At 73.5% G+C, this 17,335-nt stretch carries 18 protein-coding genes; 11 read left to right on the plus strand and 7 right to left on the minus strand.

All coding sequences use genetic code 11. The features are described from left to right. Positions 1-38: 38 nt before the first annotated feature. Both ACIGW4_RS19800 and fdhF read left to right on the plus strand, forming a co-directional pair. Entirely contained in the window at positions 39-1,733 is a 1,695-nt protein-coding gene (locus ACIGW4_RS19800) for an NADH-ubiquinone oxidoreductase-F iron-sulfur binding region domain-containing protein (protein ID WP_399581932.1), read from the plus strand. Next, positions 1,730-4,423 (plus strand): formate dehydrogenase subunit alpha, encoded by a 2,694-nt coding sequence (fdhF, locus tag ACIGW4_RS19805; protein WP_399581935.1) that lies wholly within the window; start codon positions 1,730-1,732, stop codon positions 4,421-4,423. Before ACIGW4_RS19800 ends, fdhF begins: the two co-directional genes overlap by 4 nt. A gap of 21 nt (positions 4,424-4,444) precedes the next feature. Here fdhF and ACIGW4_RS19810 read toward each other — a convergent pair whose 3' ends face one another. From ACIGW4_RS19810 to ACIGW4_RS19820, 3 genes are all read right to left on the minus strand, one after another. Continuing rightward, the gene (locus ACIGW4_RS19810; RefSeq protein WP_399581938.1) at positions 4,445-5,299 is read right to left on the minus strand and encodes a universal stress protein; all 855 of its coding nucleotides are present in this window, start codon (positions 5,297-5,299) and stop codon (positions 4,445-4,447) included. Beyond that, the gene (locus tag ACIGW4_RS19815) at positions 5,296-5,478 is read right to left on the minus strand and encodes a hypothetical protein (RefSeq protein ID WP_399581940.1); all 183 of its coding nucleotides are present in this window, start codon (positions 5,476-5,478) and stop codon (positions 5,296-5,298) included. The genes ACIGW4_RS19810 and ACIGW4_RS19815 overlap by 4 nt, the downstream gene beginning before the upstream one ends. 115 nt (positions 5,479-5,593) lie before the next feature. Beyond that, positions 5,594-6,043 carry a CBS domain-containing protein gene (locus ACIGW4_RS19820; RefSeq protein ID WP_399581943.1) on the minus strand — a complete coding sequence of 150 codons (450 nt, stop codon included), beginning with the start codon at positions 6,041-6,043 and terminating at the stop codon, positions 5,594-5,596. Between the two features lie 456 nt (positions 6,044-6,499). Here ACIGW4_RS19820 and ACIGW4_RS19825 point away from each other — a divergent pair, with 456 nt between their 5' ends. Continuing rightward, positions 6,500-7,399, plus strand: a complete 900-nt coding sequence (locus ACIGW4_RS19825) for a universal stress protein (protein ID WP_399581945.1) — start codon at positions 6,500-6,502, stop codon at positions 7,397-7,399. Continuing rightward, positions 7,399-8,124, plus strand: a complete 726-nt coding sequence (locus ACIGW4_RS19830) for a pyridoxamine 5'-phosphate oxidase family protein (RefSeq protein ID WP_123457971.1) — start codon at positions 7,399-7,401, stop codon at positions 8,122-8,124. The genes ACIGW4_RS19825 and ACIGW4_RS19830 overlap by 1 nt, the downstream gene beginning before the upstream one ends. A 172-nt stretch (positions 8,125-8,296) precedes the next feature. Here the strand turns inward: ACIGW4_RS19830 and ACIGW4_RS19835 are convergent, their stop codons facing one another. Further along, complete coding sequence (locus ACIGW4_RS19835; RefSeq protein ID WP_399581947.1) at positions 8,297-8,743, minus strand: universal stress protein; 447 nt, start codon at positions 8,741-8,743, stop codon at positions 8,297-8,299. A 71-nt stretch (positions 8,744-8,814) separates the two neighbouring features. On the opposite strand from ACIGW4_RS19835, the gene ACIGW4_RS19840 reads away from it, so the two are divergent. The 7 genes from ACIGW4_RS19840 (at position 8,815) to ACIGW4_RS19870 (ending at position 14,756) form a co-directional block, all read left to right on the plus strand. Continuing rightward, a complete protein-coding gene (locus ACIGW4_RS19840; protein WP_399581949.1) occupies positions 8,815-9,720 on the plus strand; it encodes a universal stress protein in 906 nt (301 codons plus the stop codon). Then, positions 9,717-10,727 (plus strand): universal stress protein, encoded by a 1,011-nt coding sequence (locus ACIGW4_RS19845; RefSeq protein WP_399581951.1) that lies wholly within the window; start codon positions 9,717-9,719, stop codon positions 10,725-10,727. Before ACIGW4_RS19840 ends, ACIGW4_RS19845 begins: the two co-directional genes overlap by 4 nt. 432 nt (positions 10,728-11,159) lie before the next feature. Then, positions 11,160-11,573 (plus strand): CBS domain-containing protein, encoded by a 414-nt coding sequence (locus ACIGW4_RS19850; RefSeq protein WP_399581954.1) that lies wholly within the window; start codon positions 11,160-11,162, stop codon positions 11,571-11,573. A 217-nt stretch (positions 11,574-11,790) separates the two neighbouring features. Next, positions 11,791-12,246, plus strand: a complete 456-nt coding sequence (locus ACIGW4_RS19855) for an Hsp20/alpha crystallin family protein (protein WP_399581956.1) — start codon at positions 11,791-11,793, stop codon at positions 12,244-12,246. Between the two features lie 148 nt (positions 12,247-12,394). Beyond that, positions 12,395-12,904 (plus strand): hypothetical protein, encoded by a 510-nt coding sequence (locus ACIGW4_RS19860; protein ID WP_399581959.1) that lies wholly within the window; start codon positions 12,395-12,397, stop codon positions 12,902-12,904. Next, on the plus strand, positions 12,897-13,346 hold the full coding sequence (locus tag ACIGW4_RS19865; RefSeq protein WP_399581962.1) for a cation-transporting P-type ATPase: 450 nt from the start codon (positions 12,897-12,899) through the stop codon (positions 13,344-13,346). Before ACIGW4_RS19860 ends, ACIGW4_RS19865 begins: the two co-directional genes overlap by 8 nt. A gap of 144 nt (positions 13,347-13,490) precedes the next feature. Next, positions 13,491-14,756 (plus strand): HAD-IC family P-type ATPase, encoded by a 1,266-nt coding sequence (locus tag ACIGW4_RS19870; RefSeq protein WP_399581964.1) that lies wholly within the window; start codon positions 13,491-13,493, stop codon positions 14,754-14,756. Here ACIGW4_RS19870 and ACIGW4_RS19875 read toward each other — a convergent pair. The 3 genes from ACIGW4_RS19875 to ACIGW4_RS19885 are packed head-to-tail and all read right to left on the minus strand — an operon-like array spanning position 14,726 to position 17,333. Further along, entirely contained in the window at positions 14,726-15,385 is a 660-nt protein-coding gene (locus ACIGW4_RS19875; RefSeq protein ID WP_399581965.1) for a DUF4389 domain-containing protein, read from the minus strand. The genes ACIGW4_RS19870 and ACIGW4_RS19875 overlap by 31 nt on opposite strands. Next, complete coding sequence (locus ACIGW4_RS19880) at positions 15,382-15,996, minus strand: CBS domain-containing protein (RefSeq protein WP_398711288.1); 615 nt, start codon at positions 15,994-15,996, stop codon at positions 15,382-15,384. The genes ACIGW4_RS19875 and ACIGW4_RS19880 overlap by 4 nt, the downstream gene beginning before the upstream one ends. Further along, complete coding sequence (locus tag ACIGW4_RS19885; RefSeq protein ID WP_398711290.1) at positions 15,993-17,333, minus strand: nicotinate phosphoribosyltransferase; 1,341 nt, start codon at positions 17,331-17,333, stop codon at positions 15,993-15,995. The genes ACIGW4_RS19880 and ACIGW4_RS19885 overlap by 4 nt, the downstream gene beginning before the upstream one ends. Between the last annotated feature and the right edge of the window lie 2 nt (positions 17,334-17,335).

The raw sequence follows: 17,335 nt of genomic DNA on the forward strand, positions 1-17,335 counted from the left end.
GGGATGCGGACGGGGGCGTGTCCGGCGACCCTGGGAGCATGGCCGGTCGGACGCCCGGGGAGCCGGGCCGACGCTCCGACGCGCTCCGTGAACTGACCGCACGGCACGGAGGGCACGGGGGGCTGTCGCCGGCCGCGCTGGAGCGCGCCAGGGCGGGTACCGCCGAAGGGCCCGAGGCGTGGGCGCCCCAGGTCGCGGAGGCGGCCGGTCTCCCGGCCGCCGCAGGACTCGGACCCGCCACCTTCTTCGCGGACCTCGTCACCCCGCGCGGTGAGCGACATGTGCGGGTGTGCACCGCGACGGCGTGCTTCGCCGCGCGGGGTGGGGAGCATCTGGCGGAGGTCGAGCGCGCACTCGGCGTGGTGGCGGGCACGGTCGACGAGGCGGGCTCGACCTCGCTGCAGACCGTGCACTGCCTCGGCTACTGCTACGCGGGCCCCGCCGCCCTCGACGGCACCCTTCCCCGCACGGGACCGGACCTGGCCGACCAACTCGGCGGGCGGGCGGAACCGCGCGCGCCGGACATCCCCGCGGCCGACACCACCGGGACGCCCGTCCTCCTCGCCGGCATCGTGGGAGGACACTCCGCCTGGGACGTGTGGCGCGAGGCGGTGGCCGGGCTGCGGCCCGAGGACGTACGGGAGGAGACCGCCGTCTCGGGACTGCGCGGACGCGGCGGTGCCGGATTCCCCGTGGCCGCCAAGTGGGCCGCGGCGGCGGGAAAGCCGGACACCGTGGTCGTCGCCAACGGGGACGAGGGCGACCCCGGCTCGTACGCCGACCGCCTGCTCATGGAGGAGGACCCCGAGCGCGTCCTCGCGGGACTCGCCCTGGCCTGCTTCGCCTGCGGCGCCCGGCACGGGACCGTCCTGGTCCGCTCCGAGTACCCCAGGGCCATGGCCCGGTTGCGCCGGGCGGTGGAGCGCGCGACGCGGACGGGGGACCTGGCCCCTTCGGTCGAGGCGGCCGGTCCGCGGCCGTTCGTCGAGATCGTCGAAGGAGCCGGCTCCTACGTCGCCGGCGAGGAGACCGCCCTCATCGCCCGCCTGGAAGGCGCCCGGGGCTGCGCGCGCCCCAGGCCCCCCTACCCCACGGACCACGGGCTGTGGGACGAGCCGACCGTGGTCAACAACGTGGAGACCCTGGCGGCCCTGCCCTGGATCGTCGCCCATGGCGGAGCTTCCTACGCCCGACGCGGCGTACCGGACGAGACCGGCACCGAACTGGTCTGCCTGTCCGAACGTTTCGCCCGACCGGGGGCGTACGAAGTCGAACTCGGGACTCCCGTGGACGAGATCGTCACCCGGTTCGGCGGTGGCCTCAAGAACGGCAGCGAGCTGGTCGCCCTCCAGATCGGCGGGCCCCTCGGCGGCTTCCTCGCAGGGACCGCGCTCCACGTCCCGCTCACCACGGCGGCGCTCGCCGAGCAGGGTGCCGCACTCGGGCACGCGGGCATGGTCGCGTTCGACGCCACCACCGATCCGCACGAGCTCCTCGAACACATCTGGGAGTTCGCCGCCGACGAGAGCTGCGGAGCCTGCTCGCCCTGCCGGGTCGGCACCCGGCGAGGGCTCGAACTCGCGCAGGGCCGGGGCGGGCCGGGGGAGACCTACGAACGACTGGCACGGCTGATGAGCGAGGCGAGTCTCTGCGCCTTCGGACGCCGTGTCCCCGCAGCCGTCCGCAGCCTGGCCCGTGCCTACGGGCCGGCCCTGGAAGGGTGGGACCGATGACACGGCTCAAGGTCGACGGCGTTCCGGTCGAACTGCCCCCCGGGGCCTCCCTGCTCGACGCGGTGCGCGCGGCCGGAGCCGATCTGCCCACCCTCTGCCACGACGACCGTCTCCGGCCGGCCGGTTCCTGCCGGACCTGCCTGGTCCGCGCCGACGGGCGGACCGTCGCCGCGTGCGTCACGCCCGCGACGTCGGGTCTCACCGTCGACACCGCCGACGACAGCGTGCGGAACCTGCGCCGGGACGCGGTCGCCCTGATCGCCTCGGCCCTCCCGCCGCACGCGCTCGCCGACAGCGCGCGCAGTGAACTGGCCGATACGTGCAGGGCCTTGGGAGTCCCGGCGGACACGGCGGCCGGTGCCCCCACGCGCGGACGGGACGAGAGCCACCCGTACGTCCACCTCGACCGCGACCTGTGCATCGCGTGCGGGCGCTGCGTCCGGATGTGCTCCGACGTCCAGGGCACGTTCGCGCTCACCCTCACCGGGCGCGGTGCCGACACGGTCGTCGCCCCGGGAACCGGCGGCCCCTGGGCCGCCTCCGACTGCGTGGCCTGCGGCGGCTGCGTCGACACCTGCCCGACGGGGGCGATCACCCAACCCGGACCCGGTCAGGGCCTCACCTCCCGGCGGGTACCCGCCGACCGCGTGCGCACCACCTGCGGCTACTGCGGAGTCGGCTGCACCCTCGACGTCGTCGTCCGCGAGGACCGGGTCGCCGCCGTGCTTCCCGCCCGGGACGGACCCGTCAACCAGGGCCACGCCTGCGTCAAGGGCCGCTTCGCCTACGGATACCTCGGCTCGGCCGAACGCCTCACCGAGCCCTTGGTCCGCGAGAACGGTGTTCTCAGGCCCGCCGGTTGGGCCGAGGCGATCGCCTCGGTCGCCGACGGGCTGCGCACCGCGGTACGGGACGGCGGCCCCGACGGGGTCGCCGCGATCTCCTCCGCCCGTGCCACCAACGAGGAGAACTACCTCGTCCAGAAGTTCCTGCGGACCGTCATCGGCACCAACAACGTCGACAACTGCTCCCGCCTCTGCCACGCGCCCTCCGCCGCGGGACTCACCGCGTCCTTCGGACGCGCCGGCGGCACCGACCCCTTCGACGACGTCGAGACCGCCGACTGCCTCCTCGTCGTCGGCGCCAACCCCGTCGAAGCCCACCCCGTCGTCGGCGCCCGCCTCCAGCAGAGGGCACTCGCAGGCGCCTCCCTGATCGTGGCCGACCCCCGCGCCGTGGGTCTCGCCCGTCATGCCGACGTGCACCTGCGTCCGCGTCCCGGGACGAACGTCGCCCTCTTCCACGGCCTCGCCCACGTCCTCGTCGACGAAGGCATGACCGACCCGGACTTCCTCCGCGAACGCGCCACCGGACTGGACGAACTCACCGACCTGCTGGCCGACCACCCGCCCGAGCGGGTCGCCGAGATCACCGGCGTTCCCGCCGACGACATCAGGAAGGCCGCCCGGCTCTACGGCCGCGCGGAGCGGCCGGCGGTCCTGTACGGCCTCGGGGTCACCGAGCACCTGCACGGTACCGACGGCGTGCGGACCCTGGCCAACCTCCCCATCCTGCGCGGCGCCGTCGGAGGCACCGGTCGCGGGTTCGGCATCAGCCCCCTGCGCGGCCAGAACAACGTGCAAGGCGCGTCCGACATGGGCGCCCTGCCCGATCTGCTGCCGGGCTACGGCCGTGTCACCGACCCGGGGGCCCGCGCCCGTGCCGAGGCGGTGTGGGGCCGACCGGTCCCCGAACGGCCGGGCATGCGCATCCCCGAGATGTTCGCGGCGGCTCGGGAGGGCCGGCTGCGGGCGTTGTGGGTCATCGGCGAGGACGTGTGCGCGACCGATCCCGACAGCCGGCGGGTCGCGGAGGCCCTCGACGCCTGTCCGCTGGTCGTCGTCGACGAGCTCTTCCTCAGCGAGACCGCCCGGCACGCCGATGTCGTCCTGCCCGTGGCCTCGTGGCTGGAGAAGGACGGGACCTTCGTCAATTTCGACCGCCGCTTCCAGCGCGTACGGCAGGCGGTGACCCCGCCCGGAGCGGCGCGCACCGACTTCGAGGTCGTGCACGCCGTCGCCGATGCCCTCGGTGCCGACCTGGGCTGCTCCACCCCGGCGGAGGCGCTCACCGAGTGCGGACGTGTGACGCCCCTCTTCGCCGGCCTCTCGCACGAGCGGATCGACCAGGAGGGGGCCGTGCCCTGGCCCTGCCCCGCACCCGACCAGCCGGGCGAACGCACGCTGTACGCGGACGAGTTCGCCACTCCCGACGGGCGCGCCCACCTGTCGGCAGCTCCTTACCTACCACCCGGCGAGGAGCCGGACGGGGACTATCCGCTGGTGCTCGTCACGGGGCGCCGATGGGCCCACTACAACTCCGGCAGCATGACCCGGCGCGGCGGCAACCTTCTTCTCGACGCGCACGACCGGTTGGACCTGCATCCCGAGGACGCCGCACGCCACGGACTGCGGGACGGCGTCCCCGTCACCGTCGAGAGCCGCCACGGACGGGCACGGCTCGTCGCCCGCGTCGGAAGGGAGATCGCTCCGGGACAGGTCTTCTGCGCGTTCCATTTCCCGGCCAGCGGCGTCAACTCCCTCACCTCAGAGCACGCCGACACCGTGACCTCGTGTCCGGAGTACAAGGTCACGGCGGTACGACTGCGGCCGACGGCGTCCGACGACTGAGACGACTGATCGGCTCCGAGGTCACTCGTGGGGGACGAGGACGACCGGCGAGTGACTGTGGTGCAGCACCGCGTGGGCCACGCTGCCGATGTGCGTGCCCAACGCCGACCCCCGGGCGCGACGACCGACGACCATGAGGGCCGCGTCCCCGGCGGCGTGCACCAGCTCCCGGCCGGCCGAGCCGATCGTCACCCGCCCGGTCGCCGACAGGTCGGGGAACTTCGCCCGCCAGGGTTCGAGGAGCTCGTCGAGCGAACGCCGGACCTCGGGGGCGACGGTGGGCCGGACGTCCGGGACCATGGAGGGGCCGAGCATCCCGTAGACAGGAAGCTGCTGCGCGTAGACGACCCGCACCCGGGTGAGGCGCCGTGCCGCCTCCTCGAAGGCGAACCCCAGGACCGTGTCCACGGGCTCCCGCAGGTCCACGCCGACCACGACGGGTCCCTGCGAAGATGACGTGCCGGGGGACCGAACGAGGACGACGGGCCGGTTGACGAGACCGGCGACCGTCATCCCGACCGAGCCGACGAGGTATCCGGCCGTGCCGCCCAGGGCGCGCGAGCCGAGGACGAGCAGGTCGCCCTCCTCGGCCGCGGCGACCAGGCTCGCCACGGGCTCCGACGGCAACAGCCTGGTGGTCACCGACAGATCCGGATGACGTTCGCGCAGCCCGGCCGCCGCGCGGGCGAGCAGATCCTCCGCCCACGGCTCGTCGGGCTCCCGCGCCGCGAACGGCAGCAGGGCGTCCGGCGACATCTCCTTCACGTGCACCAGGCGCACTCCGGTGCCGCGCAGCACCGCCTCCTCCGCCGCCCACTGCGCGGCGGCGTTCGCCTGGTCCGTACCGTCCAGACCGACCACGATGCCCTGTGTCATGACCGTCCATCTCCTTGTTCGGTGTCGTCGGTGTCGTAGGCGAGACGGGCCGAGGAGACCGAGACCACTCCGTCGGCCGTCGCGCACCTGCGCTCGACGGCCGGGACCATGCCGCGGAACGGCAGCTTCCCGGCCACCACCTCACGGGTCATCAGCTTGTCGATCCTCCGGTGTCGCATCGTCCTCTCCTTCCCTGCGCGGACGTCGGGCCTCGCCCCACCGGGCGAGCGGCGCGGTCGCCCCAGGGTCCGGCGCTGTCGTCGTCGGGCCCGACCGGCGCCGCCCACAGGGCGCTCATCGCGGTGGCGCCCCGCCGAGCGCCAGGTCCTCGTAGGCGTACTCGATCGATTCGTGCAGGGCGACCGCTCCGTCGACCGAGCGGCAGAGCCGCTTCACTTTCTTGCGGTGCATCGTCAGGGCCGTCCCGGCGAGATTCCAGTGCGGCCGTGCCGTGACGGCCGGTGAGGTCATCGGCTGGTCGGCCGTCTCCGCGTCGGGCGGTCCTCGCTCCTGTGACAGCAGCCGGACGCCCGCCCAACGCCCCTCCAGACCCGGGAGTTCGGCCGTGGACCGCAGCAGGTCGGCTTCCGGGACCGGGCCCAGCAGGCGCCGACCGGGGTCCACGACCGGGACCGCGGAGGCGCCGTTCCCGGCGAAGAGCCGGGCGCTCTGCTTGAACGGGGTCTGCGGGGCGGCGGTGACCACGTCGTGGGTCATCACCTCGAAAACCGTACGGTGCCGCATGACGGTCCTCCTCCACGGGACGCGGCGCCCCTCGTGGATCTCATCCTGCTGCGCGGGGCCGCCCCTCGGCAGTGCCGAACGGTCCCCTTCCGGGACGGTCGGCCCTATGACCGGCGACCGACCGGAACGCATGGTGGAAGACGGGAGCGCCGGGCTCGGGAAGGCCGTGCCCGGTCGCTCCGGTCGCTCCGGTCACTCCGGTCGGGAGGCGAGGACCATGGCCGCGACCGGAACACGGCAGGACAGGGAGACGCCCCGCGCCGGCTTCGAGCCGTGCACCGCGCGATCGGGATCCACGAGAAGCGGACGGGCTCCTCCTCCCGTGGTGCCGCCACATCGCCTCCGTATGTGCCCCGGGCGGGCCACGGCCGGGACCGACCGGCCCTACCCGGCCCCTCCGGCCCGATGCGAGCGTGGCAGCAGGCCCCCACACGACGCGGAAGGCGGGTGGGCACGATGGAATCGCCTCTGGTGGCAGGAGTCGACGGGTCCGACGCGAGCCTCACGGCTCTGGACTGGGCGGTCGACGAAGCCGTACGGCACGGGCTCCCCCTGCGGATCGTCCACGCCTCGCTGTGGGAACGGTACGAGGGAGTCGTGCCGACCTGGGCCACGGACCGGCCGTCGGGCCAGGTCCTCGCCGAGAACATCGTCGGCACCGCGGCCGAACGCGCCCGGCGCCGCGCACCCGACCTCCCCCTCACCGCGGCCGTCCTGGCCGAGGACGCGTCCACCGCGCTGCTCAGGGAGGGGCAGGAGGGAGCGATCCTGGTCGTCGGATCCCGCGGACGCGGCGAGTTCGCCGATCTTCTGCTCGGCTCCGTCGGTCTCGTCGTGGCCGCCCGGTCCCACTGCCCGGTCGTCGTCGTGAGAGGGGACCGGCACGCCCTGGAGGCACGCCACGAACGCGTGCTGCTCGGCGTCGGAGAGCACGACGTCGATTCGCCCGCCGTCCGTTTCGCCTTCCGCGAGGCGGCGGCCCGGGACGCGGAGCTCGACGTCGTGCGCACCTGGCGACGGCCGGCCCATGAGCCGGCCGACCACCCGCTGCTGAGCGGCGACGGGGGCGTCCACTTCGCGGAACGGTCCTCCGAACTGCTCGACAAGGCCCTGGAGGCCGCGGCATCCGAACATCCCGGGGTGCGCCTGCGCAGAACCACGGTCGAGGGCCTCGCCCACAGAGTGCTGACCGAGCGCTCCGCCGCCGCCGACCTGCTGGTCGTCGGGGCCAGGCGCCGGGACCGGCTCGTCGGTCTGGAGCTCGGCAGGGTCGCCCACCGCGCCCTGCACCACGCCATGTGCCCGGTCGCCGTCGTACCCCAGCCACGTTCCGAGAGCACGGAAGGAGAGGCGTGATGAACGCGATCGGCGACCGGAAGGCCCCGCATGCCGCGAGCGACCTGGGACGCCGCGTCGCGGCCAAGCGGGCGCGACTCGGCCTGTCCCGGGAGGAGGTGGCCGAACGGGCCGGCTCCACGCCCGGCTACATCGCCTACGTGGAGGAACGGGTACCCGCCCCGGGGATCGAATTCCTGGTCCGGCTCGCGAACGCCCTGGAGACCACCGTCCAGGACCTCACCGGATCCACGGCGGACCTCCCGCCGGGCGGCTCCCGTGCCGGGTACCGGGCACGGATGGAGGAGATCGACGAGACGGAGTGCTGGGAGCTGCTCGACGGCCACGGCGTCGGCCGGATCGCCGTCGAAGGAGGGGACGGGCTCATGGTGATCCCCGTGAACTACCAGGTCGTCGACTGGGAGATCGTCTTCATGACCGCCGCGGACTCGGCCCTCGCTCGCGGCGCGGCGTCCGGTGCGGAAGCCGCCTTCGAGGAGGACCGCCTGGACGAGGCCTTCAGCCAGGGGTGGAGCGTGCTCTTCGTCGGTCCGGTAAGAACGGTGTCGGACGAGGCCTCGGTACGGAGGATCAAGGACGTCGTCCACTCGGAGCCGTGGGCCGGGGACGGGCGGGACACCGTGGTGACGCTCTCGCCGCGCCGGGTGACCGGCCGCCGCATCCGGGTGCCGGGCGCGCCCGGCACACCGACCGGGCCCGCAGGCCAAGGGCCGTCCCGTCGGTGATCTCCGAGAGCCGGCCGCGCGCCGAGGGGAACTTTCCGGTTCCGGCGTCCGACGACGACGAGCTGCGCGTCCTGCGACGCTTCGACCAGTCGGTACGCGGGAGAGCCCGCCACCGCCGTGGCCGTCGCGTCCATGCCCGCGTACCGCTTCCGCCGCGGTTCCAGCAGGTCGTTCAGCTCTCGAAGGAAGTGGCCGCCCGGCTCATCGCCGATCCCGGGGCGATGACGGCCGCGTAGCCGTACGAGGCGGGAAGCGTCCAACTGTGCAGGAACCCCAGCGGCGTTTCCCGGCGGGCGGCTTCGTTGAACGAGAACGCCAGCAGGGCGTCGCACGGCTGGTGGACGTCGACGCCCACCACGATCCCGTCCCCAAAAGCCGCCGGAGCGCCCTCCGCGCGCACGAGGACGACCGGTCGGCGCGCCGTGCCGACGACGGCGAGGGAGACCGAGCCGACGAGGAATCCACGGACCCCGCCGAGCCCACGCGATCCGAGCACGGTCAGATCCGACTCGTCCGCGGCGGCCGTCAGTACTTCAGGCTGGTGGTTCCGGCCTTCCGACAGCAGGGCCGGCCAGGTCTCGGTCGGGGCCGAACGGCCCATCCCCGGGAGGGCCGCCACGGTGCCAGCGTGGGAGGTGTCGTTCCTCGGGACGTGCTCCCGAGAGCCGGGTGGGTCCCGGAGGAGGAACCATGACCAGTGAGATCCCCGCCCGACCGGAGCTCGGCAACGTCGTCGTGGGAGTCGACGGGTCTCCCTCCGCGCGCACGGCCGTGTTCTGGGCCGCGGCCGAGGCGGACCGGCGGCGGCGGACCCTGCATCTCGTCCACGCCGACGACACCGCCCGTCGGGCCCTCTTCGCCGACGCCGAGAGAATCCAGGAGGTGCGCGAAAGGGGGCGCGACCTGCTGGCCGAGACCACGAGCGCGGTCCAGGAGCGTTTTTCCGACCTTGCCGTCACGAAGGAACTCAGTCGCCAGGAGCCCGTGGCCGGTCTCCGGGCGGCCGCCGGCCACGGGGGTACGATCGTGGTGGGCAATCGGGGGCTCGGCGGTTTCTCGACCCTCATGCTCGGGTCCGTCGGCCTGGGGGTGGCAGCCCACGCCGAGACGCCCGTGATCGTCGTCCGTGGTGACGGTGACCGCCCCGAGGCCGGCTCGGTGACGGCGGCGGTGCACGGCGCCTCGGATCTCGGGTGGCTGCTCGTCGCGGCCGCCGAGGCGGACGCCCGCAAGGCGGCGTTGCGATTGGTGAGCGTCTGGAACGTGCTCACCCACATCGGCAGCGTCGCGACCATGCTGGACGACCTCGACGAGATCGCGCGACAGCGCGTGCACGAGATCAAGGCGCTCGCCGACCGCGTGCGCGACTTCTACCCCGGGCTCAACGTCAGCCATCACGTCGAGACGGGCACGAGCACGCCCGGGATCCTGGTGGAGGCGACCGCCCACACCGACCTGCTCGTGATGGGCAGGGAACACCGCGTCCTGGGCGCGGTGCCGTCCCTGGGGCGCGTCGCCCACGTCCTGATCCACCACGCGGACTGCCCGGTGGAGATCGTCCCGCCCGCCTTCGCCACCAGGGTCGAGGAGACGTGAACGAGATACTGCTCGGAGTCGACCCCCGGGAGCAGTCGGTCCCCGCTCTCGTCTGGGCCGCCGACGAGGCCGTGCGAAGAGGACTGGCGCTCCGCCTGATCGTCGCCGTGCCACCTGCCCACGAGGGGCTCCGGTATGACGCGCTCGCCCACCAGAGCGCCCTGCGCATCCGCGCGGAGTCGGCGATCACCCGTGCGGAGGACCTCGTACGGGAACTCCACGGTGGTCTGCGGATCGCGACGGAACGCGTGAACGGCGTGCCGGCGACCGTCCTGCGCCACATGGCGGAGCACGCCGCACTCGTCGTCGTCGGCTCGCGCCGTCTCGGCAGGGTGGCCGGGGTGTTCAGCGAGAGCTCCGTGGTCGTCCCGCTCACCGCGCGCGCCTTCTGCCCCGTCGTCGTGGTCCGGGTGCCCGAGCACACCACCGTGCATCCGCCGACCCTCGTCGTCGGCGTGGACGGAAGCGAGTCCGCGCGGGCCGCGGTCGCCTTCGCCGTCGAGGAGGCGAGCCTGCGCGGGGCACGACTGAGGGCCGTCCGGGTCTGGCACCCTTCCACGCTCGCCCGTGACGATCTCGACGAGGCCGTGGCCGAGCACCGAGGGCTGCTGGCCGAATCGGTGGCGGGGTGGGTGGAGAAGCATCCGGATGTCGACATCTCCCAAGAAGTGCTTCGGGGACACCCCGTCGAACAGCTCGCCCTGGCGTCCCAGGACTCCCTGGCCCTGGTCGTCGGCCGAAGAGGTCGTGGCGGGTATTCCGGCATGCGGCTGGGATCCACGGTCCACGGCTTGCTGCACCGCGCCATGTGTCCGATGATCACCGTCCCCCTCCCGCGACGAGAGGGGTGGACCGGCGACCCGGTACGGGCCGATGGGCCCCGTTCCCGTAAGGCCGACCGACCCTGGACCGACGGCCCGCTCGGCACTGGAGCACTCCGGCCCCCACGCGGGACGGTGGGGCGAGAGGACGGCCCCGGTCCGTCCGCCGGTTTCCCGGAGAGGTGAGCACCGTGCAGCGCATCCGGATCAGCCCCCGGCCCCGACAGCCCCGCAGGCCGAGCCCCCTCGATCTGCGCACCCCGTCCGGCCGACCGCTCCCGTACTGAGGACGCCCGAGACCACGGAGGACGTCATGGGACCGACGCGACGCGTACGCGGGGGTCGAGAGAGGCACCGGACGACGAAAGGGACGGACCATGCCCAAGAAGCGTCGGTACCGGGGCGCCCGACACGACGAACCGTCGGGCCAGCTCGACCCGCGGGCGGCCACGGAGGACACGCGACGTGGTCGCCCCAGGAACCACCGGCTGCCCGCGGAGGGGACGAACGGGCGTCCCAGCCGCCCGGTGCACACCGTCACGGGGTCGGCGCTCTTCCTCTGAACCGACGGCGAGGCGGCCGGATCGCGAGCAGGGGGCCTGAAAGGAGGACGCGGCCATGACGACCGCAAGGGAGATCATGCACACCGGTGCGAGCTGCGTGCAGGAGAACGAGACCCTGATGGACGCGGCACGACGCATGAGCGAACTCGACGTCGGCGCGCTGCCCATCTGCGGGCCGGACGACCGGCTCCACGGCATCGTCACCGACCGGGACATCGTGATGAAGTGCCTCGCCAAGGGCAAGGACCCCCGCCACATGACGGCCGGACTCCTCGCCCAGGGCAAGCCGGTCACGGTCGACGCGGACGCCGACAGCGAACAGGTGCTCCGCACCATGCAGGAGCACCGGGTCCGCCGCGTCCCCGTGATCGACGACCACCGCCTGGTCGGCATGATCAGCGAGGCGGACCTCGCCAGGCACCTGCCGGAGAAACAGGTGGGCCACTTCGTCGAGGAGGTCTGCCGCTGACGGCACCGGAGCCGTGGCGCCATGGGCCGGTCGGTCCGGGCGCGGCCCGTTCGGCCCCCACGGACGACCCCCCTCGGACAGTGCGCCCCATGGTCCCGCGGGCGGACGATGGTGTCACGGGGTCGGACCGGCCCCTCGGCCCGGTCGCCACACCGTCCGTCCGCACCCACTCGGGCCCACGGCGACCGTCCTGGGCCCCGGAACGAGGAGCAGCACCATGGCCGGAGGCAAGGTGGAACGCAGGCACAGCCTCTTCCCCGACTTCAACGACTGGTTCAACCGGGAGTTTCCCGGGCTGCCCGGCTGGCGACCGGCGACGGCCGCCCACTCCATTCCCGTGGAGGTGTCCAGCGACGCCGGCGGGTACGTGCTCCGGGCCGAACTGCCCGGGATGGACCCGGAGGACCTCACCATCACCGTCGACGACAACCTGATCACGGTGAGCGCGGAGCACAGCGAGAGCGAGGAGGACAAGGAGCACTCGGAGTTCCGCTACGGATCGTTCCGCCGGACCGTGCGTCTCCCGGCCACGATCCCGGTCGACGACGTCGAGGCGTCGTACGAGGACGGCATCCTCACCCTCCGCGTCCCGATGCCCGAGGAGAAGAGCAGTGCCGCGCGCACCATCCCGGTGAAGCGAGGAGGCACTCCGTCCGGAGGCACCACGTCGTGAAGCCCCAGTGCGCCCTGGTCGCCCACGACAGCAAGCACGGCGCGACTCCACCCGGAGGTGCCACATGGACCACCACGAGCGATCGGACCCGCGACTCACGCCGCCCGGACGGGGAGCCGGCGAGCGCGCCGCGCTGATTCTCGTCCTGATGATCTCTCTGATCTGCGGGGCCGTCGCCGCCGGAGCACTGTGGAGCAACGGAGCCGAGGCCGACCGTGAACTCGCCGCCCACCGCCACCAGGTGCGGGCGACCACCACCGGACCCGCCAAGGACCCGCCCGTCGCCGCCCGGTACGGATCGACACCGCAGGCGGTCGCACCCGCGGTCTGGGAGCAGCCCGAGAACGTCCGTCGGTCCGGCACCGTCCACGTCCCTCCCCGGACGCCCCGGGGCGGCACGGTGACGATCTGGGTGGACGACACCGGCACTCCCGCCCGTCCTCCGGGCAGCGCCGCCGATCGCGCGCTGACCTCGCTCTCGGGCGGGAGCGTCGCCGCGGCCTCCGCCGGAGCGATCGGGGCCGGTGCCCTCGTCCTCGTACGACGGCGGGCCGAAGCCCGTCGGCTCGCGGTCTGGGAACGGGAGTGGGAACGGGTCGAACCCGTGTGGTCCGGTCGGCTCCGCCGGGGGAGCCCTCCGGGGACCGACGATGACTGACCGCGCCGCCACGGGCCGGACCGTCACGCCCGCCGAGGCGCCGCCCTTCGATCCCAGCGAGCCCCTGCCCAGGCTGCGCAGGGAACTCGCCACCGGGCCGGACGGGCTGTCCGCCCGCGAGGCCACCCGCCGACTCGCCGTCCACGGGCCCAACGAGGTGCGGCGCAAGACCCGCTCCTCTTTCGCGCGGGAACTGGTCGGGCAGCTGGTCCACCCCCTCGCCCTGCTGCTCTGGGCCGCCGCCGCACTGGCCTTCGTCGCGGACCTCGGAGTGCTCGGCTGGGCGATCCTGGCGGTCATCGCCGTCAACGCGGCCTTCGCACTGCTCCAGGAACGGCAGGCCGAGCGGGCGGTGGAGACCCTCGCGCGCTATCTGCCCGAGCACGCCCTCGCCGTACGCGACGGCCGGCCCCTCACCGCTTCGACCCGCGGCTGCGGCTGATGTCGGTCGTGCAGGACGACGAGGCGACGGGCCGCCTGCGGATCCTCGCCAAGGGGGCGCCCGAAGCGGTCCTGGCCCGCGTCCCCCCCCGGCCAGGCCACGAACGCGGCCCGTTCCGCGGCGGAGGAACTGGCCCGGGGCGGCATGCGGGTCCTCGCCGTCGCCGCGCGCGACCTGCCGCCGGGCGCGGAGCCGCCGTCGCACCGTCAGGACGCCGAATCGGGACTGACACTGCTCGGCCTGGTCGGACTGTACGACCCGCCGCGCCCCGAGGTGGCGGAGGCCGTCCGCCGCTGCCACGAGGCCGGGGTGCGCGTGCACATCGTGACGGGGGACAACGGAGCCACCGCTGCCGTGGTCGCCCGCGAGGTGGGCATCGGAGTGCCCGGCCTGCAGGTCGTCGCGGCTTCCGAGTCGCTGGGCGACGACGAGCTCGACCGGCTCCTCGTGGAAGGCGACGCCGAGATCGTCTTCGCCCGCTCCTCGCCCGAGACGAAGCTCAAGGTGGCGGACACCCTGCGGGCCCACGGCCGGATCGTCGCCGTGACGGGGGACGGGGTCAACGACGCCCCCGCACTGCACCGCGCCCACATCGGGGTGGCCATGGGACGCTCCGGCACCGACGTGGCTCGCGAAGCCGCCACCATGGTGCTCACCGACGACGACTTCGCCACCATCGTGACCGCCGTCGAATCCGGGCGCCGCGTCTACGACAACGTCCGCAAGTTCATCGTCTACATCTTCGCCCACGCCACCCCGGAGATCGTGCCCTTCCTCGTCTTCGCGCTCTCAGCCGGGGCCATCCCGCTTCCCCTCACCGTCCTGCAGATCCTCGCCATCGACCTCGGCACCGAGACCCTGCCCGCCCTCGCCCTCGGCCGGGAACGCTCCGAACCCGGCATCATGCAGCGGCCGCCCCGGCCACGGCACCAGGGCGTGATCTCCCGCGACATGCTCGTCCGCAGCTGGGGCTACCTGGGTCTGGTGTCGGCGGCCCTCGTCATGGCCGGCTTCTTCTCCGTGCTCTGGCGCGCGGGCTGGCAGCCGGGCGATCCCACAGGCCCGGGCAGCCCCCTGCACCACGCCTACGTGACGGCCACCACGGCCACCTTCGCCGGCATCGTCACCTGTCAGGTCGGCACGGCCTTCGCGGCCCGCACCGACCACGCGGCCCTCCGCGACATCGGGATGTTCTCGAATCCACTGCTGCTGGCCGGCATCGCCTTCGAGCCGGCCTTCACCGCCGCCCTCGTCTACGCGCCCCCGCTCCAGCGCCTCTTCGGCACGGCCGCCCTTCCCCTGGACGTGGTCCTGCTCATCACGTCCTTCCCGCTCCTGGTGTGGGGCACGGACGAGCTGCGGCGCGCCAGGCGGCGCCGTCAGCGCACGGCGCCCGCGGCCGGCTCGTGACCACCCTGGTCGAGACGGAACGGCGGATAGGCGTCCGTCATGAGGCTCGCGTAGGCGGCGACGCGCAGGACCCAGCGGTTCAGCCCGACGATCAGGGCGAACAGGTCGCGCGGATAGCGGTCGGTGAAGGCCACGGCGAAGCCCGCGATGAGCGTGAGCAGCGTGATCAGGCCGCCGCTCCACCAGTGCACCTGCATGCCGCCGGTGAAGAAGGCGATCACCAGATAGTGGGGGACAGCGAGCAGCCACCACTTGACCAGGACCAGTGAGCGGGAGAGCCGCTCCGGATAGACGATGTCGAGCCGGGCGGGGTAGCCGGGCTCGGGGCCCAGGCTGAAGGGCGGGTAGCGGTCGGTGCCGAGGGCGCCGTACGAGTAGTACGACACGCGCCAGGACCAGCGGAGTACGCCCAGGTTGAAGTCGAACAGGCCGCGCGGGAAGCGCTCGGTGAACAGGACGGCGAAGAACGCGATCACCGCCACGACGAAGAAGGCGATCCAGAGGAAGAACAGCACGATCCAATGGGGGATCACCAGGATCCATTTGACCAGCCACAGCCAGCGGGACAACCGGCCGTCGAGTTCGGCCGTCACCACCACGGGGGCATGCGGGGCGCCGGGGGTGTTCATGGTCCTTCCTCCTTCGGCAGGTCGTCGTCCTCGTACGTGAGCCGGTCGACGACCCCCACGACACCGTCGACGCTGTTGCAGAGCCTGAGGAGCACCGGCACGAGGCTCCGGCGCCGTACCGTGCCGCTGAGCGTGACCCGGCCGTCCACCACCTCGACCGACAGGGCGGACGGACTCAGCCCCAGGGTGCGGGTGACCACGTCCTCGACGACCTCCTCCTGGATCGCCCGGTCCCTGCGCAGGAACAGCTGGACGAGGTCGCTGCGGCTGAGGACGCCCACGAGCCGCCCTCCGGCATCGACCACGGGCAACCGCTTGACCCGGGCACGGTCCATCACCCGGGCGGCCCGCACCACGCTCCACTCGGGCCGGGCGACGACGGCGGGACTCGACATGAGCGCGCCCGCCGTGTCGAGCCCGGCCCCCGCGGCCCGGCGGCGTACCAGGTCCGCCTCCGAGACCACGCCCAGAGGCCGGTTCGACTCGTCCACCACGCACACCGCGGTGATGCCGAACTCGTCCAGGAGCCGCGCGATTTCCTTGAACGTCGTGCCCGGAACGACGCTCACCGCCGTGGGCGTCATCAGATCCGCGACGCTGCGGTGCCTCATCGCCCGTCACCTTCCCGCATCCGCGCCTCGATCCGGTGTCGTACGACTGCCGTCAAGGCCGCCAGCCGCATCGACACCGCGGGCCGTGGTGGCACCGGATGCCCGATGCTCCCGGCTTCTTCCGGCAGCGCCGCGATGTCGGCCTCGAAGCGGGCCCGGGCGGCGGCCGGGGTGTCGGGCGGCCCCGTCCGCAGACCGTCGCGCATCACGGTCCGCAGCAGCGCCTCCGCGTCCCCGGGAGGCTCCTCGTCCGCGAGGCCGATGACGTCGCGGAGGCCCGGGCCCCGGAAGACCTGCTTCGGGCCGGGAGCCGTCACCTTCGCCGAGGAGAGCTTCATGACGGGCCGCCCGTCGTACTCGACCAGCTTGTAGGCCGCGTCCAGGTACGGAGCGTCGGCGGCCGTGCCGACCTTCGTCCCCACGGCGAGCACGTCGATCGGCGCCCCCTCGCGTACGAGCCGGTCGATGCCGTGCTCGTCCAGACCGCCGCTCGCGACGATCCGCACGTCCCCCAGCCCCGCCCCGTCGAGGGCGGCACGGGCCCGGCGGGCCAGCGCGCCCAGATCGCCGCTGTCGAGCCGGATCCCGCACCCCGGGCCCGGCCCGAGGTCCTTGAGGACGCGCGCCGCCGTCGCGACGCCGCGATCCGTGTCGTAGGTGTCGACCAGGAAGGTCACCGGGCCGGGGTGAGCGCGGGCGAAGGCCCGGAACGCCTGTTCCTCCGAGTCGAAGGCCTCGATGTACGAGTGGGCCATCGTGCCGGCGGCAGGGATGCCGTACTGGTGGGCGGCGGCGACGTTGCTGGTGCCGGCGAAGCCGACGAGCGCGCAGAGGCGTGCCGCCTGCATGCCCGCTTCGGGCCCGTGCGTGCGGCGCAGGGAGAAGTCCACCAGGGGCCGCCCGGCGGCGGCCAGGACGCACCGCGCCGCCTTGGACGCCACGGCCGTCTGGTGGCAGAGGAGGGACAGCAGGTACGTCTCCACGAGCTGGGCCTGGGGCAGCGGCGCGGTGACCTCCAGGAGCGGCTCGCCCGCGAACACGAGCCGTCCTTCGGGCACGGCCCGGACCCGTCCCTCGAAGGACAGCCCGTGCAGCGGTTCGAGGTCCTCGACCGGTCGCCCGAGCGCCTCGGCGAACTCTTCGACGTCCGAGCGGCCCACCCGGAAGCGGGAGAGGCGGTCGAGGGCGGGTTCGAGCCCCGCGGCGACGAGGAACCCGCGGCCCGGCGGAAGGTCACGCACGAAGAGGCTGAAGGTGGCCGGGGCCCGCATGTCCTCCCGCAGGTACGAGAGCGCCATCGTGACCTCGTACAGGTCGGTGGCGGTCACCTCGGACACGG

Origin of the sequence: Streptomyces sp. NPDC053513 (assembly GCF_044544765.1) — a bacterium.
Lineage (GTDB): Bacteria > Actinomycetota > Actinomycetes > Streptomycetales > Streptomycetaceae > Streptomyces > Streptomyces litmocidini.

Bases quoted from the DNA above. Each gene is read 5' to 3' on its own strand.
- ACIGW4_RS19800 (WP_399581932.1), top strand. From the start codon at position 39: ATGGCCGGTCGGACGCCCGGGGAGCCGGGCCGACGCTCCGACGCGCTC.
- fdhF (WP_399581935.1), top strand. From the start codon at position 1,730: ATGACACGGCTCAAGGTCGACGGCGTTCCGGTCGAACTGCCCCCCGGG.
- ACIGW4_RS19810 (WP_399581938.1), bottom strand. From the start codon at position 5,299: ATGACACAGGGCATCGTGGTCGGTCTGGACGGTACGGACCAGGCGAAC.
- ACIGW4_RS19815 (WP_399581940.1), bottom strand. From the start codon at position 5,478: ATGCGACACCGGAGGATCGACAAGCTGATGACCCGTGAGGTGGTGGCC.
- ACIGW4_RS19820 (WP_399581943.1), bottom strand. From the start codon at position 6,043: ATGCGGCACCGTACGGTTTTCGAGGTGATGACCCACGACGTGGTCACC.
- ACIGW4_RS19825 (WP_399581945.1), top strand. From the start codon at position 6,500: ATGGAATCGCCTCTGGTGGCAGGAGTCGACGGGTCCGACGCGAGCCTC.
- ACIGW4_RS19830 (WP_123457971.1), top strand. From the start codon at position 7,399: ATGAACGCGATCGGCGACCGGAAGGCCCCGCATGCCGCGAGCGACCTG.
- ACIGW4_RS19840 (WP_399581949.1), top strand. From the start codon at position 8,815: ATGACCAGTGAGATCCCCGCCCGACCGGAGCTCGGCAACGTCGTCGTG.
- ACIGW4_RS19850 (WP_399581954.1), top strand. From the start codon at position 11,160: ATGACGACCGCAAGGGAGATCATGCACACCGGTGCGAGCTGCGTGCAG.
- ACIGW4_RS19855 (WP_399581956.1), top strand. From the start codon at position 11,791: ATGGCCGGAGGCAAGGTGGAACGCAGGCACAGCCTCTTCCCCGACTTC.
- ACIGW4_RS19860 (WP_399581959.1), top strand. From the start codon at position 12,395: ATGATCTCTCTGATCTGCGGGGCCGTCGCCGCCGGAGCACTGTGGAGC.
- ACIGW4_RS19865 (WP_399581962.1), top strand. From the start codon at position 12,897: ATGACTGACCGCGCCGCCACGGGCCGGACCGTCACGCCCGCCGAGGCG.
- ACIGW4_RS19870 (WP_399581964.1), top strand. From the start codon at position 13,491: ATGCGGGTCCTCGCCGTCGCCGCGCGCGACCTGCCGCCGGGCGCGGAG.
- ACIGW4_RS19875 (WP_399581965.1), bottom strand. From the start codon at position 15,385: ATGAACACCCCCGGCGCCCCGCATGCCCCCGTGGTGGTGACGGCCGAA.
- ACIGW4_RS19880 (WP_398711288.1), bottom strand. From the start codon at position 15,996: ATGAGGCACCGCAGCGTCGCGGATCTGATGACGCCCACGGCGGTGAGC.